Genomic DNA, 23277 nt, shown 5'->3' on the forward strand with positions numbered 1-23277 from the left:
ATATGACAGCGTTTAGGGGAAGTTGGTGTTTATTAGCGTTGCTACTTAGCGGCTGTGGCGGAGGCTCAGGTGGTAGTGAGCCTACACAAGTGAGCGCTTCGGTAAACGCTGGAATGGATCAAGAAGTAACTGAAAAGACCGACGTTACTTTGAATGCTACAGGATCTCCTGCAGGGGGAACGTTTAACTGGCAAGTTGTGTCTGGTGCGACAGTGAGTGAGTTTCCCATCACAGATCAACAAGCAAGCTTCGTTGCGCCAGATGTTAAGGCTAATGTCGATTTATTAATCCAAGTGGATTATGTTGCGCCAGATGGCAGTCTTGCCAGCGATCAGGTGATGGTTTCTGTTAAGTCTAATAACCAACTACCACTGGTCAATATTACGCAAACAGCGCCTGAGACACTACCTGCAACATATCAAGATACCATCACTCTTAGCGGCGAGGGATCTTCCGATCCAGATGAAAACGGTCAGATTGTCGCCTATCAATGGCAACAGCTAAGTGGTCCCAACACCATACAGCCGTCAAGTCTGAACAATGCAACATTATCATTTATCCATCCTCTGTTAGATACGGCACAAACCTCAGTGTGGAAGTTGACTGTCACCGATGATGAAGGAGGGCAGGCGAGTAATCAGTTTCCAGTGGGATTATTAGCTAATACCCCAGTCGTGGTCGCGAATGCAGGAAGTGATCAGCAGGTACAAGCCTTTGATACGGTGACGCTAGATGGCTCTAAAAGTGATACAGTGTCTGGTCAAAAGCAGTGTAGTTGGAGGCAAATACCAGCCACAACCACTGTCTCGTTAAGTGCACCAAATGATTGTGTGACCAGTTTTATTGCCCCAGATAAAAATGTGTTATCAAAAGCTGAATTCGAGCTTACAGTAACAGACTCGCAAAACCGCACTGCGACCGATAATGTGGTCGTTGATATTGAGAAAAAACCACTGGGTAAACTCAATGATAGTGGTCAACTTGCTTGCTACGACAACAATACTGCAATTGCCTGCAACAGCGATAGCTTTAGTGGTCAAGACGCCTTACGTGGGCGAGACTATTTTGCAACGCAAGTAGCGAAAGAAGGTCGAGGTAACGCCGGATTTGATTTTACCAAGCTGAACCAGTTTGCTGATGAGTTACCTGATGATGCGACTGACTTTGCCTGTATTAGAGACAATGTGTCAGGACTTATCTGGGAAGTAAAAGAGGCCAGTGCTGGGACGTTACCGAATACCTCTACACGCAACGCACAAAATAGTTATACCTGGGCGTTATCTGTAGATGGCACATTTGCGGAAGGCAGTGTGCAATCAACGGCGAATACCAGCTGCCCGCAAGATAACCACTGTGGAATTCAAGCGCTAATTGATGAAGTTAATAACCCTGCCACTGGAGAGCAAAGCTACTGTGGAGGTAATAATTGGCGTTTACCAACGTACATGGAGCTGCTTGGTTTGTTGGATTTTAGCTATGCAAACTCGGCGGTTATTGATCAATCACTATTTCCCAATTTGCCTGCCTCTGCACTACTTGGGCACCGCTACTATTGGACGACGCAATCAAGTTTAGATGGCACAGGAATAGCGCTTCGACGTGCTTATGTGATAGACATGGATACTGGTAACGATTTTGCGGTTGAAAAGTCGAGTAAGGCATTTGTGAGATTGGTTAGAAACCCATAAGGAGAGCGCTATGAAGCATGTAATTTCGATGCTACTCACGATATTATTTTCAACTGTAGGCTACGCCCAAACGTGTGTTGGTACAGTGACGGATACAAGCCGTTATACGGTAAATGCGAATGGCACGATACTCGATAGTCAAACTGGATTAATGTGGCAGCGTTGTAATTTTGGACAAAGTTACAATAGCACTTCACAAAACTGTGAAGGGGATAGCCAGCAGCTAACATGGCAGCAAGCATTAATAGCAGCCAGCCAAGACAGCTTTGCAGATTTTAGCGATTGGCATGTGCCAAATATCAAGGAATTGGCGAGTATTGTACTACATCAATGTGTTGCGCCTGCTGTCAATGCCACAATATTTCCTACGACAAAAAGTAACAACTATTGGTCTGCAACGACGCAAGCGAGTCAGCCAACATTTGCGTGGGCATATCAGTTTGCGGATGGTAAGAATAACCCAACCAATAAAACATCGGATGCCTTTGTTCGATTAGTGCGCTACTATCAGTAAGCACGTTACTGTCGCTTTTTGGCCTACCCCGTAGTCAGTTCTTAGCGTGGTAGGCAGATAACTAACTTATCGTTTATAGATTTCACTCTACATTACTTTTTTGACCTGCACGCAGTTTTCATCTATCTAAAATGGCTTTGGGAATGTTTGATATTTTGCTACTCTCTCGAAGTATTTTATTTCTTATATACTACACAGGAGGCCATGTGAATCGATTAATCAGTGCGATAGCCGTGTCTTGTGCAGTATTGACCACTTCGGTACAGGCAAAAAGCAAATGTGACGTTGAGCTTGGACATGGTCTTATTATTACGGATAATGAAATCCGAATTGTTGACGACGGACAAACGCGTATTCAAATCAACAACGATAGCCAGCTTTTTATTCTTGGACGCTGGATTGAGCTTGACCAACAAGGCGAGGCTGTCGTTCGTGAATACTCGCTAGGTATCCGAGATACGGTACCAGAGTTAGTTAACTTAGCTACGGATGGGGTCAATTTAGGGTTAAGTGCCATTGAGCAGGTCGTCGAAGGTATGTCAGATAAAGAGCCCGAGGTACTTAAAACTCAGCTGCAATATGTTGAACGTGCACTCATGGACAAGTTCAAACGCGGTGATGATTTCTTTTTTATCGCACCACAATCATTGTCAAAAATTGATGATTTTTTTACTAAGGAAATTAGCCAAAAAATTCATTCTGCTGTGCATGGCTCGTTAGGGTCGATCCTCGTTTCTTTAGGTGATGCGTTTAAGTCTCGAGAAGGCAATATTGAAGATAGGATTAATGATATGGGGCAGCGTATGGAGATCATCTCAAAAGAGATAGACAAGTCACTACAGAAAAAAGCCCATCAGTTAGAGGAAAAAGCCGAAGAGTATTGTGAGTGCTTAAACTCGTTGGATAAAACGGAAGAAAAACTACAGCGTATAGTCCCTGAGTTGGTAGCTTATGATCTAGTCCAGATCCGTTCTTAAGTGATAACACTTACTGGCGTTTTCTCGACTCAGCTTGTGCCAAGTCGATGAGAGTCCGATAACATTAAAATAGTCTTGCCAAACTTGCCAGTAGTGCTTTTGCATCAATGAGACCGGATAATTTGAGCCTAACATTAAGCTATCTTCACCAGCATGTTCAATGAGGTGACCTAGCCATTTTTCCAGTGCCATCGGGCTTTGAAGCATCTCATGGCCGGAGCACTTAATCATGACATTCTTTAAGGTACTGATCCGCTGTAAGACAGCCGTACATGGTTGTGTTTGTTCTATAAACCCTGCATGATTAAACACGATTTTTAGGCGAGGGTGGCGCTGTGCCAGTGTCAGTAATAATTCTATTGTGTCGCACTGTGAGAAAGCTAACTGCGCTTCAAAATGCAAGCCCAATGATGCAAGGTAGATTAGATTTTCTTGCAGCCAAGGCGTATGCAAACGGCGACTATCTGCGCCTTCCGTAATATCTCTTACTGCAACAAGCGTCGGCGTCATGAGGCGAGTAATGGCTGCACTAAACTGTTTTGGGGGGGCATCAATCGGTGCGTAGCCAACGGCTTTAAATGGAAACCCTGTGAGAGTTTGTGCTAACCAATGCAGCTCGTTGATAGGATGTTGATTATCAAAACCGGCTTCAATATGCACCAGCCCAGCCAAAGTAAATCGATCATGAGCAGGAATGCTTGCGAGGTGGTGATTTTGCCTGATCTGCGCTAAGTTCGGCCAAGCTGGTGGATTGTGCTTGAGCCAAGAGTATTGACCCTGTGCCAAATCAAAAAAGTGTAGGTGGGTATCAATAATCGGTAGGCTCATTGTAGGCTCTCTGCTTGCTACTGTGCGGTATAACCGCCATCAATACTTTGTAAGCTGCCGGTAATAAAGCTGGCGTCTTCACTGAGTAAAAAAGCCACAAGTGCCGCAACTTCCTGAGGTTGTCCCAAGCGCTCTAGCGGTTGTAATTTTGCTTCCTCAGCGACTATCTGTGATTTGTCGGCGCCACTTCGTTGACAGTAATTGTCAATGGCATGGTGGAATAGCGGCGTTTCAATTGTACCTGGACATACCGCATTAGCGCGGATATTAAATTTAGCGTAATCCAACGCCGTGGTTTTAGCCATAGAAGCGAGAGCACATTTGCTCAGGTTATAAGCAAAAGAGTTAGGCTTACCAACCAGCGCTTGATCCGACGAAATTAACACGATACTTCCGGCTTTTTGTGCCTTCATACTGGGTAATACGGCTTGAATAGCAGCGTAAGCACCTTTTACATTTAGCGCGAATAAAGCGTCAAATGTCGCTTCATCGGTGTCTTCAATCGTTGCGCTTAGGTGTTTGCCGGCGTTTGAAACCAGCGCATCAATATGGCCTACTTCTGTCACAATGTCAGAAATGACACCCTTTACATCAGCGACTTTACTAACATCACAGTAACGAAAAATACCCTGCTCGCAAGGCACTATATCTAGATTATAAACTGTGTAATGTTGCGATAGCAGCTTGTTGACAATGGCTTGGCCAATGCCAAAGCTGCCACCGGTAACGATGGCAACTTTTTTCATAACTTAATGTCCGCAACCACCTTCTGCATGCACGTGACCATGGGAGATTTCTTCCGCTGTGGCTTCACGTACAGAGATGACTTCAACAGCAAATGTTAGTGTTTTACCGGCAAATGGGTGGTTTAAATCACAATCTGCGTTAAAACGACCAACTTTTACGATTTTTACTTGATGACGTCCCTGATTTGAATCAACGATAGCTGTCATGCCTGGTTTCCACACTTTGCTATCACCAAGACCTTGTAGGTGTTTGATAGGGATACGTTGCACTAAGCCTTCTTGGTACTCCCCATAGGCTTGCTCTGGAGTTAAGGTTACTGTAAAGCTATCACCACCTGTTTTGCCTTCAAGTTCACTTTCAAGCCCTGGTAGCATGCCTTCAGTGCCGTGAAGATAGTTTAGCGGATCGCCATTTTTGCTAGACTCGATTTGGCTGTCACCTTCATGAAGTGTGTAGTGAAACTCTACCACTGTGTTCTTTGCAATTTGCATAAGTAAACCTTAAATAATTAGTCCTAGGTGATGTTTGCTGCATCAACCGGTAAAGGTAGTAGTTTACGTGACTGGCATTCTGGGACGCAAGTTTCTCGAGATTAATTCGGCTCTTCATTTGCCAAAGGTTTCCCATGGCGAAGTAACGACTGGATGACTTTTACCCTATTGACCGGGGCGGGGGGAGGCGGGTCTTGTTGATGCTGCCGCATATTTACCGCTGGCAGTAGTAAGGTCAATACTTCCCCTGGTTTAATCAGTGTTTGTGCAGTGAGTGAATTCCAATTGAGTAAGTCTTTTACCGCAACATTGTACCGACGGCTTATCGTCCATAACGATTCTCCCGTTTTAACAGTATGGTGATGCGCACGTTGAGGTAACGGCTTAGCTTCAATTTCCTTTATATAGGGACTTATTTCATGGTCAATGAGCCACTGTTGTTGGGCTGTGTTTTTGGATATCCGTAATGTTTCTCCCACGTGGATTAAGTTAGAGGTTTTATTGTTAAGCGCCTTTAGCGCTGTCACACTCATGCCCGCATTAAGTGCGATACGATATAGGGTGTCATTAGCTTTGACGGTGTAGCCGTGACTAAAGTTGTCTCTAAAAAATGCGCTTTGTAATAATGCTTTTTGGGGCAGTGGTAATAGCACGACATGTGGCCCACTTGGTGAGCTTCGGTGCTTTAAAAAGCCTTGATTTAACGCGTATATTTCGCGCTTATCTATCCCACTTAGCTTAGCGAGTTGCCCAATATCAAACTGTTGGCCGATATCTAGTACGGATGTTGTGGCGTGATTTGGTAAACTGGGAATAGTAAAATCTGAAGGCGCGGTTTTTAATAAATGGCTGAGTGCGAGCAACTTAGGCACATACTCAGCAGTTTCTTTTGGTAATTTCAGATGCCAAAAGTGTGTTGGTTTCCCAGCTTTTTTATTTTTCGCAATGGCTTTTTTGACTCGTCCCTCACCACTATTATATGCCGCAAGTGCGTGTAGCCAGTCACCATTAAAACGTTGGTGTAAATATAAAAGGTACTCCAAGGCTACGTCGGTTGAGGCTAAAACGTCTTGTCGTCCGTCATACCATTTGTCTTTTTTAATCCCAAAATGATAGGCAGTGGCATCAACTAGCTGCCAAACTCCGACTGCATTTTGGGTAGATTTGGCTCTAGGCCTAAAGTCACTTTCAACAAATGGCAGCAAAGCGATTTCCATTGGCAGCCCTTTACTTTCTACTTTATTGACTACGTGATAGAAGTATGGAACCGCCCGCTGATTAACGACCTGAAGATAATTAGGTTGTGATAAATACCATTTTATACGTTTATCCAGCCGAGGATGAGAAGCAGTATTAAAGCTAAGCCGATGACGAACATATTGCCACAAATCATCCTCATGAGTGGAGCTTATGTTCTTTTTGGGTGTAATTACTTTAGGCTCCGGGGACGCTTCTGGTTGTTTTGCAGGCACTACGGGCACTTGGGTAAGCGCGGACAAAATGGCTTGTCTGCTTACTTGTACACTGCTGCTACTTTTACACCCGCTGAGTGTGACCATCAGCACAACAGCATATAGCGTTATTAAGACTCTGTTCATCCTTTAACTATACCGAGAGGCTAAGTATTATTCAAAGTCAGTTTGTTGTTGAATATGCTGCCATTGTGATATTGCACGTTGTTGTTGCTGCTTATTTGAGTACAAAGTGGTTATTTTTTCAATAACTTGCTGTTCTTTGGTCTGATTTAGTAAGGTGAAAAATTTGTCCGGGATAGAGAGCATATTAGGTTTATATGGCTTTCCTGTTGCAGGTAACACCCAGCTTAGTGGTCTGGAGCGTAGAGTCTGGAGTGCCTGTTGCCACTGTTGCCAATGCTTTCTATGTACTAAGGGGACTAAATCGACATTGTAGCCACCAATTAGCCCCTGCGAATGAGGAAGATAGATGGTGAGATCTGAGCCTGTGAATCCTGTAAAATTTGCAATGTTAACTTCTACTTCGCCTAAATTCAAAGAGGTGATGTGGGTATCAAGGGTCTCACTTGAACGAAAGTGAGTTATGCGCTCTGACCAGCTTGCCACTCTTTGTTTGGCAATCGTCAGCTTTTCTTGCCAAGCCCCCTGCTGGTCTTTATCTAGAGTGGAAACTCTGGTCTTACTCAGGTCAATACTTTGTTCAAACAGCGCTAATTGTGCAGCGAAAGCCTGCTGTAGCTTATCGCCAGAAGTCTTTGTTGGGCTTAACCATACCAGTTTTGGAAAAGCATGCTGTAGTAACGCGATGCTAGTATCTTGCTTTATATCTGAATGTAGTGACACCGCATAGCAAAGAGGGACGCTGAATTGACTTTGTAGTGTTGAAATGAGCGCTTCTGTTGCGACCAGATCACCATGGATAGAAGCGAGTAGCGCACAGCGCTGACCAACCACTAAAGCCTGATTGGGGATCAGTGGCTGGTTTTTTCCTTGAACAAAGTAAACCGAATCATTTAGCTGATGAAGCGAAATTGCATTGCTCGCGCTGCTGCGAAAGCTTATTACCGATAACACTAGACTCATAAGTAAAGTGATGTGGTATAGCAGCGGTTTACAGATGTTTATCACTTTGTATCGCCAGATGTTGGTGTGAGCTTATCAAGGAGAGAGGAGACAAAATCAGCATCTTGCTGTTGTTTCAATTCTAGTGCTTGTAAATCGTGACATAAGTGCAAAGCGGCAAGCAGCAGTGCACTATGGTCATTACGAACGGTTGAACGTTTACGCATTTCTTCAACACGCCTATCAAGTAGCGCTACGGCATTATGTAGCGCTTGCTCTTGATCTGGTGCGCACGCGAATTGATGCGACTTGCCAAGCAACGTGACTGTTACTTGGTTATTTTGCTCAGACATTAGCTCGCCTGTTGGGTCTGCAACTTATCTAGTAAGCCCGATAAAGAAGAGCTAAATTCTTTTTGCTTTTCTTCACTTTCTAGCATTTCGAGCTGTAATGTTTCATTTTCATCGATGAGTTTTTGATTTTGTTCTTTCAGTGCCGAAACTTCCAATTTTAACTGATTATTTTGGCTCAAAAGTTGGTCAATCAACTGGTCGAGTTTTTGGAGATCTTGGTTATTCATAAATGCGCTCATATGACTGTGATTTGTCATGCAAATGTAAAACAAAGCGGCCGAGGATGCTAGTGTTTACGCGACTTTCTGCTGATTTTTCTCAACTTTTAAGCGATAATAGCGGTATTCGAATATTTTGTTCATAAGTGATTCAGATTAAAGTTAAAAATAGATGAATAACTGCTCAAACTTAATCCGTTTCAATTAGCAAGCTACTTTTAGCAAGGCAGGTTTATGCTCAGTTACAGACACTCTTTTCATGCAGGTAACCCTGCCGACGTAATAAAACATTTAGTATTGGCGGAAGTATTGTCATATATGGTCAAAAAAGAGAAGCCTTTTGACTATGTTGATACACATTCAGGCGCAGGCTTTTTTGAACTTGCAAGCGATGATGCGCAAAAAACTCAAGAGTATTTGCAAGGGATCGCAAAATTGTGGCAATACTCAGGCGCTGTGACAGCTATTAGCGACTATGTTTGTTTGATTAAATCGTTTAATGAAGGAGAGCGACTGAGTCATTATCCAGGTTCGCCAAAAGTTGCTGAGCATTACTTACGCCGCCAAGATAAAGGATGGTTTTTTGAGCTACATCCGAGAGATCTTGAACTATTGCAGCAAAATACTGCGCATAAAAAGTCATTACGAGTAACTGGTAGTGATGGTTTTAAAGGGTTGCAGGGCCTAGTGCCACCGGCATCCAGACGTGCTTGTGTATTAATGGATCCGCCCTACGAGATAAAGTCGGATTATGACGTTGCTGTGCAAAGCATCATTAAAGCATACAAAAAGTTTGACTCTGGTGTGTATATGATTTGGTATCCGGTTGTAGACCGAGCGCGCATTGACGCCATGGAGTCACAGCTCATCGACTCTGGTATTCGTAATATCCAGTTATTCGAGCTCGCGACCCGTGCAGATACCCAAGAAAGAGGAATGACGGCATCGGGCATGTTAGTGATTAATCCACCTTGGACGTTAAAAAAGACGATGGATGCGGTGCTGCCTGAACTTGTCACTTTGCTTGCTGAAGAAGAAGGGGCATTTTATCGCAGTATTCAGCTAGTTGAAGAGTAGGGTTGTAAGTCACCTGAGTGCTGGATAATGCAAAGCTTTTCTTGCTCTTTATCCACACTCAAGGTAACAAGAATAGGGTTACTTTTTAACAAATTTTGTCAAGATTACAATGTTCTGACCTTCAACTCTTCCTTCAATATGTTCGGAGTTGGAAGGTGACAGGCGGATATTTCGCACCGCAGTACCACGTTTAGCCACTAAACTACTGCCTTTTACGTCTAGGTCTTTGATCAAGGTAACGGTATCTCCGGCATTTAACTTCACGCCATTGCTGTCAAGGTGCACAATATCGTCATCTTCCGCAAGTACTTGTTCAGCCCATGCTTGGGTATCATCTTCTAGATAAAGCATATCTAACGCATCTTGCGCCCAGCCATTCTCAGTAGCTAAACGGTTAAGCATACGATAAGCCACGACTTGTACCGCAGGTACTTGACTCCACATGCTGTCATTTAAACAGTGCCAATGGTTAGCGTTTAAGTCTTGTTGACCTTCAACTTGGTCTTTACAAAGCTGACAAAGGTACACGCATTTATCTGAATGCGCTTCGTTGACTGGTGGTACCTCGTAGACGTCAAGGTTTGTAGTTGATGTGCATAATTCACATTGATTGTTACTGCGCTCAGCTAGCGCGGCAGCGATTGTCATAATAACTTCCCAAGCGATAAAGCGGTGATTATAGCAAGAAACGCACTTGATACTCAGCTAGAAAAGGGCAATTTATACCAATTCTCTTAATTAAGTGGTCTTTTTTGGAGGCGAGAAACCTTGTCGATAACCCCGCTACCGCGTCCTGCTATCGCCAAGGTACCTACACCCGTGTAGGCAAGGCAAAATGTTGCTACTTAGTTGTTCTAAATGAGAATATTTAACGCTGTTAGCGTCAGATTTATACCAACTTGCTTAATTAAGTGGTCTATTTTGAGGCGAGAAAATCTTGTCGATAACACCGCTTCCGCGTCCTGCTCACGCCGAGGTACCTACGTCCTGTAGGCAAGGCAAAAATTTTGCTATTTAGTTGTTCTAAATGAGAAATTTTTAACGCTGTTAGCGTCAGATTTACTCCTTCAAATTGAGCAAGTATTAAGGCTAAGTGGTATTGTGCAAGCTTGCGTTACATCAATTTGCTAATGCGTGATTAACTGGCGTGTTTTTGTTTAGTGGGAGTGTGCTGGTGTATTGCCGCTCAATTCTTTCGAATTCTCCCGCTTGCTTTAAGGCTGCAATCGCTTGATTGAGAGGCTTGAGTAGCTTTTTATGTTTAGCAAGTAAGCGAAATGCCAGCATGCCTTCGGAGTGTAATTGATTAAAGATAAAAGCAACACCAAGCTGCTCTGACCAATATTGAGCAGGTAAGTCACCGATAATAATGTAGTCAATACGTTTCAATTTTAACGCTAATAACAATTCTCGTTCAGAGGCAAAGTCCACTCGATGAAACTGGTTATCGTCGTGGTAATAGTAGCCTCGAACAGTCCCAACCTTTTTTCCTGTAAGCGTTAAAGCGGGAGGGTGCGATGGACGAGTCACAATATATTCTCTAATGCTAAGTATTGGTTCCGAGTAGATATATCGAGGGTCTTTTTTCTGTTCATCATTTAGCCAGTCTGGGCTAATAATATCAAAGTCAATCTGCTGCTGTTCCAAATATGCGTTAGTACGCTTAGCTGGAAGTAGTAGGTTTTCCCCCCGGATCTCTGCATGGCTCAATATTGCTTCGACTGTTTCTGGAAATATACCAGGTTTTTCGGGGTTATGAGTAAAGTAGGGATAAAAGCTACCCGAACCACTTAAACTATATTTTAAGTAGGGGGTGAGGTCAGCTTTAACAAAGCTTGTGAAAGTAAAGAGCCAAAGAATTAAAATTTGCTTCATAGTCCCATCTTAGCTTAACTGCTCAAATAAAGACAAGGGAGCGCTGAAGCTTTTAATAAGTAACCTAGACTTGGTATAACTCATTTCCTGCTCCAAGTTCAGGTCAAGTACTATCTGTTTTATCTATATTGTAATCAAGCTGCTGTAAAACCACACTTAAAATGAATAGGTGGTAACTTTTGGTTATAAGTGTTGTAAAATATAGAAACTTTTTATTGCCCAAGGCGTAACCATATTATACGCTTCCAGATACGTGGTTTCCTTTTGGCTTCTAAAGGATACGAATGTTAATGAGTGGTCCGGTGACTGAAATTCGCAAATCAGCAGTACAGTATATTGCTAGGCAGGCTATTTTGCGGCCTGATCAGGAAGTTTTTGCCTATGAGCTGCTTTATCGTGACTCAGACAATAACGCGTTTCCTGTTGGGGTGAGCGATGGTCAAGCAACCGGCCGAATGTTCTTTAACTCGCTTATGTTTATCGGGGTAGACCGATTAGCCGCAGGGCAGTTAGCCTTTATTAATCTCTCCGATGAATCACTATTACAAGAGTTGCCAAAACTACTTTCTCCACAAAAAATTGTGATTGAGATAGTGGAGCGTTCGAAAGATATTCCTTCTTTAGTGAATACTGTGACTAAACTCACGCAAAAAGGCTACCGCTTTGCTCTGGATGATTATGATGGTGATGCTAAGTGGGAGCCGTTATTACCGTTAGTAGAGTTTGTCAAAGTGGAAGTTGAGCAGCCGATCATAAAAACAAATATGGCTGTGAAGCGGCTGAAGCGACAGTTTCCTGATATAAAAGTCATCGTTGAGCGGATCGAAACAAAAGACGAATTTGAGCTTATCAAAACCTCAGGCGCTGACTATTTTCAAGGCTTCTTTTTCGCTAAACCGGAAATGCTCAATCACGGTAATGTTGAACCATCAAAAATGGTGGTATTCCAGCTGCTACAGGCGACAGCCAAAAAATCACTTTGTTTCAAAGAAATACAATCTCGGGTGAGTAAAGATCTTAGCTTAACAGCCAGATTATTGAAGCTTGCCAATGCCAGAGCTGGAGAAGAAAGATTAGAAATTAAGTCAATTTCTCAAGCGGTTGTATATCTCGGTGAAGATGCAATAAGACAGTTTGTTAAAGTTCTTGCGCTGAGTGAACTTGGTTCTGATAAGCCAAGTGAGCTTACTAGAATGGGCTTAGTACGTGCTAAATTTGTAGAGACCTTTCTCATGCCTGGTGGTGAAGAAATGGCTGAAACGGGCTACTTATTGGGATTGATGTCTATTTTGGATGTTATCCTCGATGTCGAGCTTGCTGTTATTGCATCTGAGTTTTCACTTGATGATTCACTATCAAGTGCACTGCTGAGCTATCAGGGGTTGCTGGGGGGCGCTTTGCGTTTGGCGTTTGAAATTGAGCGGAACGATTGGAAAGAAGCCGAGCGTATACTAAAAGCGATTAGACCTGCCACACCAACCAACTATTTATATGATATGGCACTCGCTAGTAGAGCGTATGCGGATGATATTCTCTCCATCGTTACCGAAGAGATTGAATAATACCAATTTGACTTAATACTTGCTCAATTTGAAGGAGTAAATCTGACGCTAACAGCGTTAAAAATTTCTCATTTAGAACAACTAAATAGCAAAATTTTTTCCTAGTTATCGACAAGATTTTCTCGCCTCAAAATAGACCACTTAATTAAGCAAATTGGTATAAAACCTCTACTTTGAGTCGCTGTATATTTCTTTGTCGCTGTTATCCATTATGATTGCTTGATTATATCTCTTAACTAAGTTTGCTATTTTGAGACAAAAAACCTGCTGATAGCACTGTCATCGCCAGCGTCTTGATGTCCTAATCTTTAGAATGTCAGCTGGATCCCCAATGCTTTTAAATATCCCTGCTCTTGTTCTAAATCGGCTTCAAATAATGAATGGGAAGCAAGCCACTGTGCTCCAACGTGCAACACTAGCGTATTGTCTAGGGCTGCGATACTAAGTTCAGGAAGTTGCTCCTGCTGACGCTTTTGGTTCACTAGTATACTCAAGCGAAAAATTGCCAATAGGCGGCTAAAATGACTTAATTCCCCTTCAATCAGCTCAAGCAATTCAGGTAATTTAATTTTCTTTCGATAAAACCGTACCAATGCGCTGAGTGTTAATTGCTGAGCTTGCGTAAAGCCTGGCAGTTGACTGTGTCTAACAATATACGCCCCGTGTTTATGCATTCCTGATGAGTTAATCGCGAGGCCTACCTCATGCAGTTTTGCTGCCCAGCAAAGCATTTCTACATCGTAGCTTGATAACGGCCAGTGGGTTTTCAGTTGCGATGTAAACAACTGAATAGTTTCACATATATTGTCAGCATGTAATTTATCTATGTTGTAATGGTCACTAAAAGCATTGATAGTTCGGGTTCGAATATCAAATGCTTCCGTTTGATGCATTTCAAATAATAAGCCTTCTCTAAGCGCATAATCACTTAGACGCATGGCTGCAATATGTAGCTGTCGGAATAATGCAATTAATACTGCAAGGCCGCCTGAAATACTGACTTTTCTTTCTTCTGGCAGTGATTTTAAAGTGACGTTATTAATATGCTGAGCGTCAATAAAGAGTTGCTTTATTTGCTCAAGCTTTGCAAGTGTTATCTCATCACTTGCGGTTAACTCAGCGACCATAGCTGCAATAGTTTTGATAGTTCCAGAGGTGCCTATCACTGTATTCCAGCCAAGTTTTAAGTAGCTAGCAGCAATACTCTCGATATGCTGTTCGGCCTTGATCTCTGCTTTTTTAAAGCGTTTTGCTGATAACTTACCATCAGCAAAATATGCTTTATTCATGGTCACACAGCCCACATTACGACTACTCAAAAGCTTATGGGTCAGGTGTTGTCCTATCACCAGTTCTGTACTGCCACCGCCTATATCGATAACTAAGCGGTTGTGCGTATCATGTTCGTAATTTGCTACACCTTGATAAATAAGACGCGCTTCTTCTTGACCAGAAATTACATTAATCGGGTAGGGAAAAACTTGTTTTGCTTTGGCAAGAAAGTAATTGAGATTTTTGCAATTTCGTAATGTATAAGTCGCTACTACTTGAACAGACTCTTTTGGAAAACCATGCAAAGTTGTCGCAAATTGTGACAAGGTATCTAGTGCTCTTGCGATAGCTTCGTCACTGAGATTAAAGTTGCTGTCCAGACCAGAGGCCAAGTAAACTCTTTGTTTCTCTTTATGGAGCAGTTGTAAGCGACCATCAACTTCTCTTGCAACAACAAGGTGAAAACTATTTGAACCTAAATCCACAGCTGCAATAGAAGGGTAGTCGCGCATACATTAATCCTAACAAGTTTACTCTTTAGTTCCTGTTAATTGCTGTGATTCCCATTTTCTTAAATGGTCATAAATCGCAATTTGAGAACGAATTTTTTTACGGTTGCCACGGCGAACGTACAGATTCTTCTGTTCAGCGTCAATGACTCTTGCTTTCGTTCTATCTTTAAACTGCAACTCAATGACGTCGATGATAAGCTTTTTCAAATGCTCTGCATAAATAGGGGTGCCCACTTCAACGCGGTGGTCAAGGTTGCGGGTCATCCAGTCAGCAGATGAAATAAACACTCGTGGCTCGCCATTATTATCAAATATCATTACTCTAGGGTGTTCTAAAAACCTATCGACAATACTAATGACTTTGATGTTATCGCTAAATTGATGTAACCCCGGTATAAGCGCGCACATACCGCGCACAATCAGGCGGATCTTTACCCCTTTTCGAGATGCTTCATATAGTTTATCAACAAGCTGTTTATCGACTAAGTTATTAATTTTTATTGTTACTTTTCCGCTTCGCCCTTGCTCTGAGTGTTTGATTTCATCATCAATTAACTCAGTAATTTTACTACGAGCATTAAGTGGTGAAATCATTAGGTGGTCAAACTTAAATGGTAAATAACTACTTTCGATAAAACGAAAGACACTATCACATTCTTCTGTAATATCGGGATGTTTAGTGAATAAGCTAAAGTCGGTGTAGATACGCGCCGTTTTTTCGTGGAAGTTACCAGTACCAATATGCGCGTACTTTACTATTTTTCCTTTTTCTTTGCGGTGTACCACACACAGCTTGCTGTGTACTTTGAGTGCCGGGATCCCGAGCATCACTTTGATGCCATACTCGCTCATAAGCTTTGCCCACTCAATGTTATTTTGTTCATCAAAGCGCGCTTTTAGCTCAACCATTACGGTAACTTTTTTACCGTTTTTTGCTGCACTGACCAAAGAGGCAATCAGCCGAGACTGTTTTGCAACACGATAGATATTTACCTTTATTTGGGTCACTCGTGGATCGAATGCAGCTTGACGCACATACTCAAGCATATGATTAAAGGTGTGATACGGATAATACAGCAAAATATCTTGAGCAGATATTGCTCTAAAGACACTGCTATATTTGCTAAAAGCTGCGCTTTGTAGTGGCGGTAATGGTTTATTTTCTAAGTAGCCACGGCCAACATTTGGAAATGAAATAAAGTCTCTGAAGTTACGATAGCGACCTGCTGGGATCATAGCGTCTTGGCCGGTAACACCTAATCGTTTTTTCATCAGCTTAAGCATTTCTTCAGGCATTGTCTCTTCGTATACAAGCCTCACAGGTTCAGCATAAAGGCGCTGTTTGAGGCCCTTAGACATCGTATCAAGTACGCCTTCTTCTAATTCGTCGTCTAAGTTGTATTCAGCATCTCGGGTGAGTTTCATCGAGTAAGCGTCGATACGTTCGAATTTAAAGAAACTCTTGAACACGTCGGCAATAAAAAAGCGCACGACATCATCCAGTAAAACAATCGTTTTATGTCGGCGTGTTTTTTCAGGAGGGAGCTGTACAAAGCGGTTTAGGCGATCAGTCGGAACCTCTAAAAAAGCATGGTGCTGCTTTTCACCATTGAGCTCAACGAACAGATAAGTCATGGTGTCATTAATATTGTCTGAATAGTCTTTACTCTCATTAATCATCATCGGTAGCAAGTGTGGCAAAACTTGATCTTTGAAATAATTTGCTAACCAATTTTTATGGAAATCAGATAAGGCTTCAGGCTGTTCAACGTGAATATTATGCTCATTCAGGTCCTTCAATATTTGAGTGTATATAGCATTGAACTTTTTACCGAGTTCTAGTACTTTTTTTTGAATGTCAGCAAGTAGTGCCTCATCTTCGTCAAAGTTAGTATCAGGTAAGTTATTTAGCAGGATACGACGTTTAACGTCTGCGACTCGTACTTGAAAAAATTCATCTAAGTTATTGGAAAAGATACCAAGAAATCGGATCCGTTCGATGATCGGATTAGCGGGATCCTTGGCTTCTTGTAAAACGCGTTCGTTAAACGAGAGCCAGCTTAATTCTTTGGCAAAGTATGTGATGGTTTTATGCTCTAAAGATACGGCCTGCATTGTGCTTTCCATAGGTACAGCTTTTCTACAGCTTAAGCAGGGTGTATGACACTATTATGACAAACACGACGCGCCTGTTGTGTTTGCCATAAGACTATCTTGAGTATAGTGCAGCTTTTAGCTCTCTTCTATGTCGACAATCAAATCACTAGTGATTGATTCAAGTGCATCTACGACGTTTTCTTTCACCATGCCAACAGGTAAAGTAACTGTGGCAAAAGCGCTAAAAATAGGGAGTCCCCAATTCGGTGCACTGCGTTGTTTCGATGTGAGGTGGGTAATATTCGCCCCTTTATGGCGAATAACAGTCGCGAGCTCTTGGACTATTCCCGGTCTGTCATTACCAGTAATCACTAAATTGAGCGTGTCGGGCTCTGCCTGTGTTGCTGACGCTTCGCCTGACTCTATTTTTACCTCTAAACCAGGTAGTGCGTACAGTGCCTCTTGTATTTCTTGCAAATGTTCTTCAGCGACTTCAATTTGCACTATACCTGCAAAGTGACCTGCTAAATGACTTAAATTACTCGTTAACCAATTACCATGGTGAGAAAGAATGGTAGATGATATTTTCTCGACGAGACCCGGCTGGTCCTTACCTATAAGTGTTAATATTAACTGCTTCATATCATGTCTCTTTTTTTGTGGCGCCCGTAGGCGAAAAAACGAATTCGGCGCATGATTTAGACTAGTCTAAATACTGGCTTTGTCCAGTCTCTGGAAACACTTAATGTAAAGAAATGCAACGAAATTTAGGCCTTTACTCTAACTTAACATGGAGGTTGCTTTTTGTTCAGTTTGGTTTGTTTTTTTTGATAATAAAACTCTGCCCTAAGGTAATTGAATAACGTGCAATTGTGTATTGGGTGTAACACAACTGTCATCTTGATGAAATATAATGCCCGCAATTTTAAAACCAAAGGGTATATTGATGACTTCCAATCCGCAAAAGCCATCCTTTAAAACGGATAGAAGCCGTCTATTCAAAGACAGGTTTGCACAATTTGGCATTACCTCCGGTGGAGTAATGGTCTTAATCGCACTTTTACTTATCTTCTTTTACTTACTGTATGTTGTTCAGCCCATTTTTGAATCTGCAAAGGTTGAAAAAAGAATGGACATTCAGCTAGTGCAAGAGCAGAAATACCTAGGTATCGGCGTTGAAGAACAAACTGAAATTGCCTATTTACTTAGCCGCAGCGGTACGGTTGATTATTATCAAATCAAAGGCGAAGGTGCTGGTAAGCTACTGGACTCGCTTAACGTTGATCTAGATGGTAATGTAACTGCATTTGCGGAAAGTGCCCCATTTTTGGGTCAGTATGCATTTGGTCTTGATAATGGACAAGTACAGCTAGTCAAGCCCATGTTTATGGTCAGCTTTCCCGGTAATCAACGTGTATTGACACCACGTCTAAGTTACCCACTAAACGCCAAGCAACTTATTGTAGATGAGCAAGGTCAAGCAATCCGCAAATTTGCGTTTAGCCATTTTGAAGACAAAACTGCAGTGGTTGCGCAAACAGCTGACAAGCGTGTAATTTTTGCTTCTTACGTTGCTGAAGAGAATATGTTCACTGGTGAAGTTGAATGGGCGGTTGAGCGCACGGAGTTGGATATAGACGGTCGTGTTGACGAGCTACTGATTTCACCAGACACATCACGCACCTTTGTTCGTTCTGCTAACCAAGTCTATGTGTTTGATACACGGTATGCTTCAGAAGTAGAGTTATTCCAATTACTCGCGGCAAATGAAGAAAATGCCAACTTAGTCAATATGAATTTGCTCGCTGGTGCAAACTCGCTGATGCTTGCTAATGATAATGGTGAAGTGTCTCAATGGTTTGAAATCAATACCGATAATGGACGTCAATTTGACAAAATACGCTCATTTGAGACGCCCAAGAGTAAAAGAGTAAACTTGTTCAGTGAGTTTTATCGTCGCACTTTTTTCACAACCAATGAAAATGGTGAACTTGGTCTGTATTACACCACCAGTGAAGCACACTTATGGCAAGGTAAAGTGACGGATAAAGCAATACAAAAATTTGCTGTTGCACCACGTGCGAACTCGGCTTTACTACTCGCTGATGATACCTTGACGGTTGTTGAACTGCATAATGAACACCCAGAGGTAACGTGGTCTGCATTATGGCAAGAGGTGTGGTACGAAGGTTACCCAGAGCCTGCTTACACTTGGCAATCCACATCAGCTAGCGATGACTTTGAGTCTAAATTTTCCCTAGTACCAATTTCATTCGGTACGATTAAAGCAGCAATGTACGCTATGTTATTTGCAGTACCTATAGCGCTAGCGTCAGCTATTTACACGGCTTACTTTATGTCCAGTGAGTTGCGTCGAGTCGTTAAACCAACGGTAGAAATTATGGAAGCACTACCTACGGTTATCTTGGGCTTTTTAGCGGGTCTTTGGCTTGCTCCTTTAATTGAAACTCATCTACCAGCAGTGGTTGCTCTATTGGTGTTATTACCAATAGCAATGATTGCAACGGCATTTGGCTGGACTAAATTACCCGCAAAAATAAGACACGTTGTGCCTGAAGGTTGGCATTCAATTTTGCTTATCCCAGTGGTACTGATTGTTGGTTGGCTCTCGTTTGCCATGAGCGGCGGTATTGAGTCTTGGTTGTTTGGCGGTAATGTGCGCCAATATTTAACTAATGAGCTAGGCCTAACATTTGACCAGCGTAACTCCCTAGTAGTAGGTATCGCAATGGGCTTTGCGGTCATTCCTACTATCTTCTCGATTGCTGAAGATGCGGTATTTAGCGTACCCAAGCACCTTTCAAATGGCTCACTGGCACTCGGTGCTACGCAGTGGCAAACTTTGGTTCGCGTTGTATTACTGACAGCAAGTCCTGGTATCTTCTCTGCTGTGATGATGGGTTTAGGACGCGCAGTTGGCGAAACCATGATTGTATTAATGGCAACGGGGAACACGCCAATTATGGACTGGAGTATATTCCAAGGTATGCGTACGCTTGCAGCGAATATCGCGGTTGAAATGCCAGAATCTGAAGTGGGAAGCTCACATTACCGCATCTTGTTCTTAGCTGCCTTTGTATTATTTATTTTTACTTTCGTATTTAACACCGTTGCTGAATTTGTCCGCCAGCAGCTGCGTGAAAAATATAGTTCAATGTAATTGGAGTGACATGACATGGTAAAGCAGTGGTTTAAGTCAGGTTCTCCGTGGATCTGGATGACAGGTGGCGCGGTCAGTATTAGTTTGATTTCGGTCATTGGACTCTTGGCAATGATAGCGTGGAAAGGGCTTAGCTTTTTCTGGCCATCACAAGTGGTAGAAATGCAATTAGAGGGATCCGTTGCGCAGCAAACAGTGATCGGTGAAATTTATGATCGCGAAATGGTACCAAAGTCTCGACTTGAGGCCGCAGGTTACGACTTATCTGACTATCAGGCCGAATATGTAGAGCGTTTGCTAGTTAAAACAGGTAACCGTGAATATGTGGAGCTTGACTTTAGATGGGTCTTGTCCACTGATATAAAGCGTCAAACAGTACCAGCTGATCTGGCTGTATTTGAGCGCAGTAAAAATGGTAACTTCTATGGCTATGTTGTCCGTGTTTTAGAAGATGGCAATGCCGTTGTGGAGCAACCAGTTGAGAAACTGCATGAGTTAGTAGAGCGCGCCGTAGACCTAAATGAAGAAGCACTAGATCTACAAAACAGTGAAATCGGCCACATTAACTATGAACTTGAGCGTTTACGCTTAAAAGAAAAATCATATCATTTAGATAACGAACTGACTGATGAGAGGCTAACTGAGCTAAATGCTCGTCGTGCAGAGTTGCGTGAAGATTACAAAGTATTTGAGAAGCGCCTTTTTGAGCTAAGAAAGCAAGCAAAGCGTGACCAAGTCGTTGTCCGCGACATGCGTGGTGAAGAAGTAACACTTCCATTGTATCAAGTGCTGGATGTGTGGTTCCCAAATGATATGGGCTTTTTCGCTAAAGTAGGTCATTACTTGGTACAAATTAGCAAGTTTGTAAGCGACGATCCGCGTGAAGCAAATACCGAAGGTGGGGTTTTTCCTGCAATCTTCGGTACGGTATTCATGGTGATGTTGATGGCGGTGATTGTGACGCCATTTGGTGTGGTCGCAGCAATTTACTTGCATGAATATGCGGCAAAAAATGCGATCACTAAGATGATACGTATCGCAGTGATAAACCTCGCAGGTGTACCGTCTATTGTATATGGTGTATTTGGTCTTGGTTTCTTCGTTTATATGTTAGGTGGCTCAATTGACGAACTGTTCTACCCTGAAGCAGCGCCAAGCCCTGTATTTGGTACGCCAGGGGTTATCTGGTCAGCGTTAACGTTGGCAATTTTAACGTTACCTGTAGTTATTGTTTCTACAGAGGAAGGTTTGTCACGTATTCCAAGTTCAGTACGTCATGGTTCATTAGCTCTTGGCGCAACTCAAGCGGAAACGCTTTGGCGGATCATTATACCAATGGCAAGCCCAGCAATTATGACCGGCCTTATCCTTGCGGTAGCACGAGCTGCTGGTGAGGTAGCACCACTGATGCTGGTGGGGGTGGTAAAGATGGCACCAACACTACCGCTAGATGGAAACTTCCCCTATATTCACTTGGATCGTAAGTTTATGCACCTAGGTTTCCATATTTATGATGTAGGTTTCCAAAGCCCGAATGTTGAAGCAGCAAGACCTTTGGTTTATGCAACTGCGTTCTTGCTGGTTACGGTGATTATTGCACTAAACATTACCGCTATCGGTATTCGTAACCACTTACGCGAAAAGTTCAGATCACTAGAGCATTAATAGTAAAGATTTTTAACAGGTAAAAACATGATTACAGTAGCGCCAGAAGTCAATCAAGCAAATGCTAACAACAAGCTTGATTTAGCAAATTTAAGTCCAGAACTCACCGCACTAGAGATCAAGAACCTAGATCTTTACTATGGTGATAAACAAGCTCTTAGCAACGTCAACATGTTGATCCCAAAAGGGCAGGTAACCGCATTTATCGGTCCATCAGGTTGTGGTAAATCAACATTACTGCGTTGTATTAACCGCATGAACGACCTGGTTGATAGCTGTCGTATTGAAGGAGAAATCAATCTTCAAGGACAGAACATTTATGATAAGAGCGTCGATGTTGCAGCGTTGCGTCGCAACGTGGGCATGGTGTTTCAAAGGCCAAATCCATTCCCTAAATCTATTTATGAGAATGTGGTTTACGGCCTGCGCCTACAAGGTATCAAAGACAAGCGTAAGTTAGACGAAGTGGTTGAAAAATCACTGCGCGGCGCTGCGCTTTGGGACGAAGTCAAAGACCGACTTCATGACAGTGCATTTGGTTTATCAGGTGGTCAGCAGCAGCGTTTGGTTATTGCTCGCTCAATTGCGATTGAACCAGAGGTGCTGTTACTTGATGAACCAACATCGGCACTGGATCCAATTTCTACGCTAGTTATTGAAGAGCTCATTAACGATCTGAAAAACAAGTATACTGTAGTTATCGTTACACATAACATGCAGCAAGCTGCGCGTGTATCTGATCAAACTGCGTTTATGTATATGGGTGAGTTAATCGAGTATGCAGATACCAATACTCTATTCACCACGCCGTCTAAAAAGAAAACTGAAGACTATATTACTGGTCGTTACGGTTAAGACGCGCTTGCTAGGAGAATATTATGGAACACAATATTAATAAGCACATTTCTGGCCGCTTTAACGAAGAGCTAGAAAACGTGAGAAATCACGTACTCAGTATGGGTGGACTGGTAGAGCAGCAACTAAACACAGCGCTTGATGCGGTTAATCACAATGATGCTGAAAAGGCGAAAAAGGTCAGTCAGAACGACTACAAAGTCAATGCCATGGAAGTCAACATTGACGAAGAGTGCACGCGAATTATCGCCAAAAGACAGCCTGCTGCCAGTGACCTACGTTTAGTCGTTGCGATTGCAAAAACCATCGCGGATCTTGAGCGTATCGGTGATGAGGCTGAGCGAATTGCAAAAGTAGCACTCGATTCATTTACCAAAGATCAGCAAGATTTATTGGTAAACATTGATAACATGGGACGCCAAGTCTCGCAGATGCTGCACGATGTATTAGATGCGTTTGCGCGTATGGATGCGCAAAAAGCATTTGAGGTTCACAAAGCGGACGCAAAGGTCGACCGCGAGTATGAAGCTGTCACACGTCAAATAATGACTTATATGATGGAAGACCCACGTTCTATTCCAAAAATTATGGACTTAATTTGGTCCGTACGTTCATTAGAGCGTATCGGTGATCGCTGCCAGAATATTGCAGAATATGTAATTTACTTTGTAAATGGCAAAGATATTCGTCATACATCTCAAGAAGATATCGCAAAAACCTTGTGATGCTTATCAAGTAGTTGCGCGCATTGAGCGCGCAATTTCATGCTAAGTTCATCTAAACTTGTAATAAAACCGTTCACAACGGCGCTCAATGCTGTAAAATTAC

At 42.6% G+C, this 23277-nt stretch carries 21 protein-coding genes; 9 read left to right on the forward strand and 12 right to left on the reverse strand.

All coding sequences use genetic code 11. The features are described 5' to 3' along the window. The first annotated feature begins 2 nt into the window (after nucleotides 1–2). The 3 genes from HUZ36_RS08165 to HUZ36_RS08175 all read left to right on the forward strand — a co-directional run bounded on the left by HUZ36_RS08165 (nucleotide 3) and on the right by HUZ36_RS08175 (nucleotide 3179). Entirely contained in the window at nucleotides 3–1688 is a 1686-nt protein-coding gene (locus tag HUZ36_RS08165) for an Lcl C-terminal domain-containing protein (protein ID WP_176032558.1), read from the forward strand. A gap of 10 nt (nucleotides 1689–1698) precedes the next feature. Next, entirely contained in the window at nucleotides 1699–2202 is a 504-nt protein-coding gene (locus tag HUZ36_RS08170) for an Lcl C-terminal domain-containing protein (protein ID WP_128729815.1), read from the forward strand. 206 nt (nucleotides 2203–2408) lie between these two features. Continuing rightward, complete coding sequence (locus HUZ36_RS08175) at nucleotides 2409–3179, forward strand: YggN family protein (protein ID WP_128729816.1); 771 nt, start codon at nucleotides 2409–2411, stop codon at nucleotides 3177–3179. Here the strand turns inward: HUZ36_RS08175 and HUZ36_RS08180 are convergent. The 7 genes from HUZ36_RS08180 to HUZ36_RS08210 form a co-directional block, all read right to left on the reverse strand. Continuing rightward, a complete protein-coding gene (locus HUZ36_RS08180; protein WP_176032559.1) occupies nucleotides 3159–4007 on the reverse strand; it encodes an amidohydrolase family protein in 849 nt (282 codons plus the stop codon). The two genes, HUZ36_RS08175 and HUZ36_RS08180, sit on opposite strands and share 21 nt — an antisense overlap. A 17-nt stretch (nucleotides 4008–4024) precedes the next feature. After that, nucleotides 4025–4753: an SDR family NAD(P)-dependent oxidoreductase gene (locus HUZ36_RS08185; protein ID WP_176032560.1), complete on the reverse strand. Its 729-nt coding sequence runs from the start codon at nucleotides 4751–4753 to the stop codon at nucleotides 4025–4027. Between the two features lie 3 nt (nucleotides 4754–4756). Further along, nucleotides 4757–5245: an FKBP-type peptidyl-prolyl cis-trans isomerase gene (locus HUZ36_RS08190; RefSeq protein WP_176032561.1), complete on the reverse strand. Its 489-nt coding sequence runs from the start codon at nucleotides 5243–5245 to the stop codon at nucleotides 4757–4759. Between the two features lie 101 nt (nucleotides 5246–5346). Next, nucleotides 5347–6843 (reverse strand): LysM peptidoglycan-binding domain-containing protein, encoded by a 1497-nt coding sequence (locus tag HUZ36_RS08195; RefSeq protein WP_254879520.1) that lies wholly within the window; start codon nucleotides 6841–6843, stop codon nucleotides 5347–5349. 27 nt (nucleotides 6844–6870) lie between these two features. Next, a complete protein-coding gene (locus HUZ36_RS08200; protein ID WP_176032600.1) occupies nucleotides 6871–7803 on the reverse strand; it encodes a hypothetical protein in 933 nt (310 codons plus the stop codon). 41 nt (nucleotides 7804–7844) lie between these two features. Then, a complete protein-coding gene (locus HUZ36_RS08205; protein WP_125252148.1) occupies nucleotides 7845–8135 on the reverse strand; it encodes a cell division protein ZapA in 291 nt (96 codons plus the stop codon). After that, nucleotides 8135–8362, reverse strand: coding sequence for a DUF904 domain-containing protein (locus HUZ36_RS08210; RefSeq protein ID WP_125252147.1), 228 nt, complete (start codon nucleotides 8360–8362; stop codon nucleotides 8135–8137). The genes HUZ36_RS08205 and HUZ36_RS08210 overlap by 1 nt, the downstream gene beginning before the upstream one ends. Before the next feature lie 225 nt (nucleotides 8363–8587). On the opposite strand from HUZ36_RS08210, the gene HUZ36_RS08215 reads away from it, so the two are divergent. Beyond that, nucleotides 8588–9430, forward strand: coding sequence for a 23S rRNA (adenine(2030)-N(6))-methyltransferase RlmJ (locus HUZ36_RS08215; RefSeq protein WP_147389861.1), 843 nt, complete (start codon nucleotides 8588–8590; stop codon nucleotides 9428–9430). A gap of 78 nt (nucleotides 9431–9508) precedes the next feature. Here HUZ36_RS08215 and HUZ36_RS08220 read toward each other — a convergent pair whose 3' ends face one another. Together HUZ36_RS08220 and HUZ36_RS08225 are read right to left on the reverse strand one after the other, a co-directional pair. Then, nucleotides 9509–10078 (reverse strand): PhnA domain-containing protein, encoded by a 570-nt coding sequence (locus tag HUZ36_RS08220; protein ID WP_128729821.1) that lies wholly within the window; start codon nucleotides 10076–10078, stop codon nucleotides 9509–9511. A gap of 471 nt (nucleotides 10079–10549) precedes the next feature. Further along, on the reverse strand, nucleotides 10550–11305 hold the full coding sequence (locus HUZ36_RS08225) for a substrate-binding periplasmic protein (RefSeq protein ID WP_176032562.1): 756 nt from the start codon (nucleotides 11303–11305) through the stop codon (nucleotides 10550–10552). A gap of 284 nt (nucleotides 11306–11589) precedes the next feature. On the opposite strand from HUZ36_RS08225, the gene HUZ36_RS08230 reads away from it, so the two are divergent. Then, nucleotides 11590–12867 (forward strand): EAL and HDOD domain-containing protein, encoded by a 1278-nt coding sequence (locus tag HUZ36_RS08230; RefSeq protein ID WP_125252143.1) that lies wholly within the window; start codon nucleotides 11590–11592, stop codon nucleotides 12865–12867. Nucleotides 12868–13175: 308 nt separating this feature from the next. Here HUZ36_RS08230 and HUZ36_RS08235 read toward each other — a convergent pair whose 3' ends face one another. The 3 genes from HUZ36_RS08235 to HUZ36_RS08245 form a co-directional block, all read right to left on the reverse strand. Continuing rightward, nucleotides 13176–14651: a Ppx/GppA phosphatase family protein gene (locus tag HUZ36_RS08235; RefSeq protein WP_176032563.1), complete on the reverse strand. Its 1476-nt coding sequence runs from the start codon at nucleotides 14649–14651 to the stop codon at nucleotides 13176–13178. Nucleotides 14652–14669: 18 nt separating this feature from the next. Next, a complete protein-coding gene (gene ppk1 / locus HUZ36_RS08240; protein ID WP_176032564.1) occupies nucleotides 14670–16766 on the reverse strand; it encodes a polyphosphate kinase 1 in 2097 nt (698 codons plus the stop codon). Nucleotides 16767–16883: 117 nt separating this feature from the next. Continuing rightward, nucleotides 16884–17390: a glycine cleavage system protein R gene (locus tag HUZ36_RS08245; RefSeq protein WP_176032565.1), complete on the reverse strand. Its 507-nt coding sequence runs from the start codon at nucleotides 17388–17390 to the stop codon at nucleotides 16884–16886. A 304-nt stretch (nucleotides 17391–17694) separates the two neighbouring features. On the opposite strand from HUZ36_RS08245, the gene HUZ36_RS08250 reads away from it, so the two are divergent. The 4 genes from HUZ36_RS08250 to phoU are packed head-to-tail and all read left to right on the forward strand — an operon-like array spanning nucleotide 17695 to nucleotide 23174. Next, entirely contained in the window at nucleotides 17695–19929 is a 2235-nt protein-coding gene (locus HUZ36_RS08250; RefSeq protein ID WP_176032566.1) for an ABC transporter permease subunit, read from the forward strand. Between the two features lie 15 nt (nucleotides 19930–19944). After that, entirely contained in the window at nucleotides 19945–21594 is a 1650-nt protein-coding gene (gene pstA, locus HUZ36_RS08255; RefSeq protein ID WP_176032567.1) for a phosphate ABC transporter permease PstA, read from the forward strand. A gap of 27 nt (nucleotides 21595–21621) precedes the next feature. Then, complete coding sequence (gene pstB / locus HUZ36_RS08260; RefSeq protein WP_125252137.1) at nucleotides 21622–22449, forward strand: phosphate ABC transporter ATP-binding protein PstB; 828 nt, start codon at nucleotides 21622–21624, stop codon at nucleotides 22447–22449. A 23-nt stretch (nucleotides 22450–22472) separates the two neighbouring features. Beyond that, complete coding sequence (gene phoU, locus HUZ36_RS08265; protein WP_010607158.1) at nucleotides 22473–23174, forward strand: phosphate signaling complex protein PhoU; 702 nt, start codon at nucleotides 22473–22475, stop codon at nucleotides 23172–23174. The last annotated feature ends 103 nt before the right edge of the window (nucleotides 23175–23277 follow it).

The sequence above is a fragment of the Pseudoalteromonas sp. McH1-7 genome (assembly GCF_013366255.1).
Classification (GTDB): domain Bacteria; phylum Pseudomonadota; class Gammaproteobacteria; order Enterobacterales; family Alteromonadaceae; genus Pseudoalteromonas; species Pseudoalteromonas peptidolytica.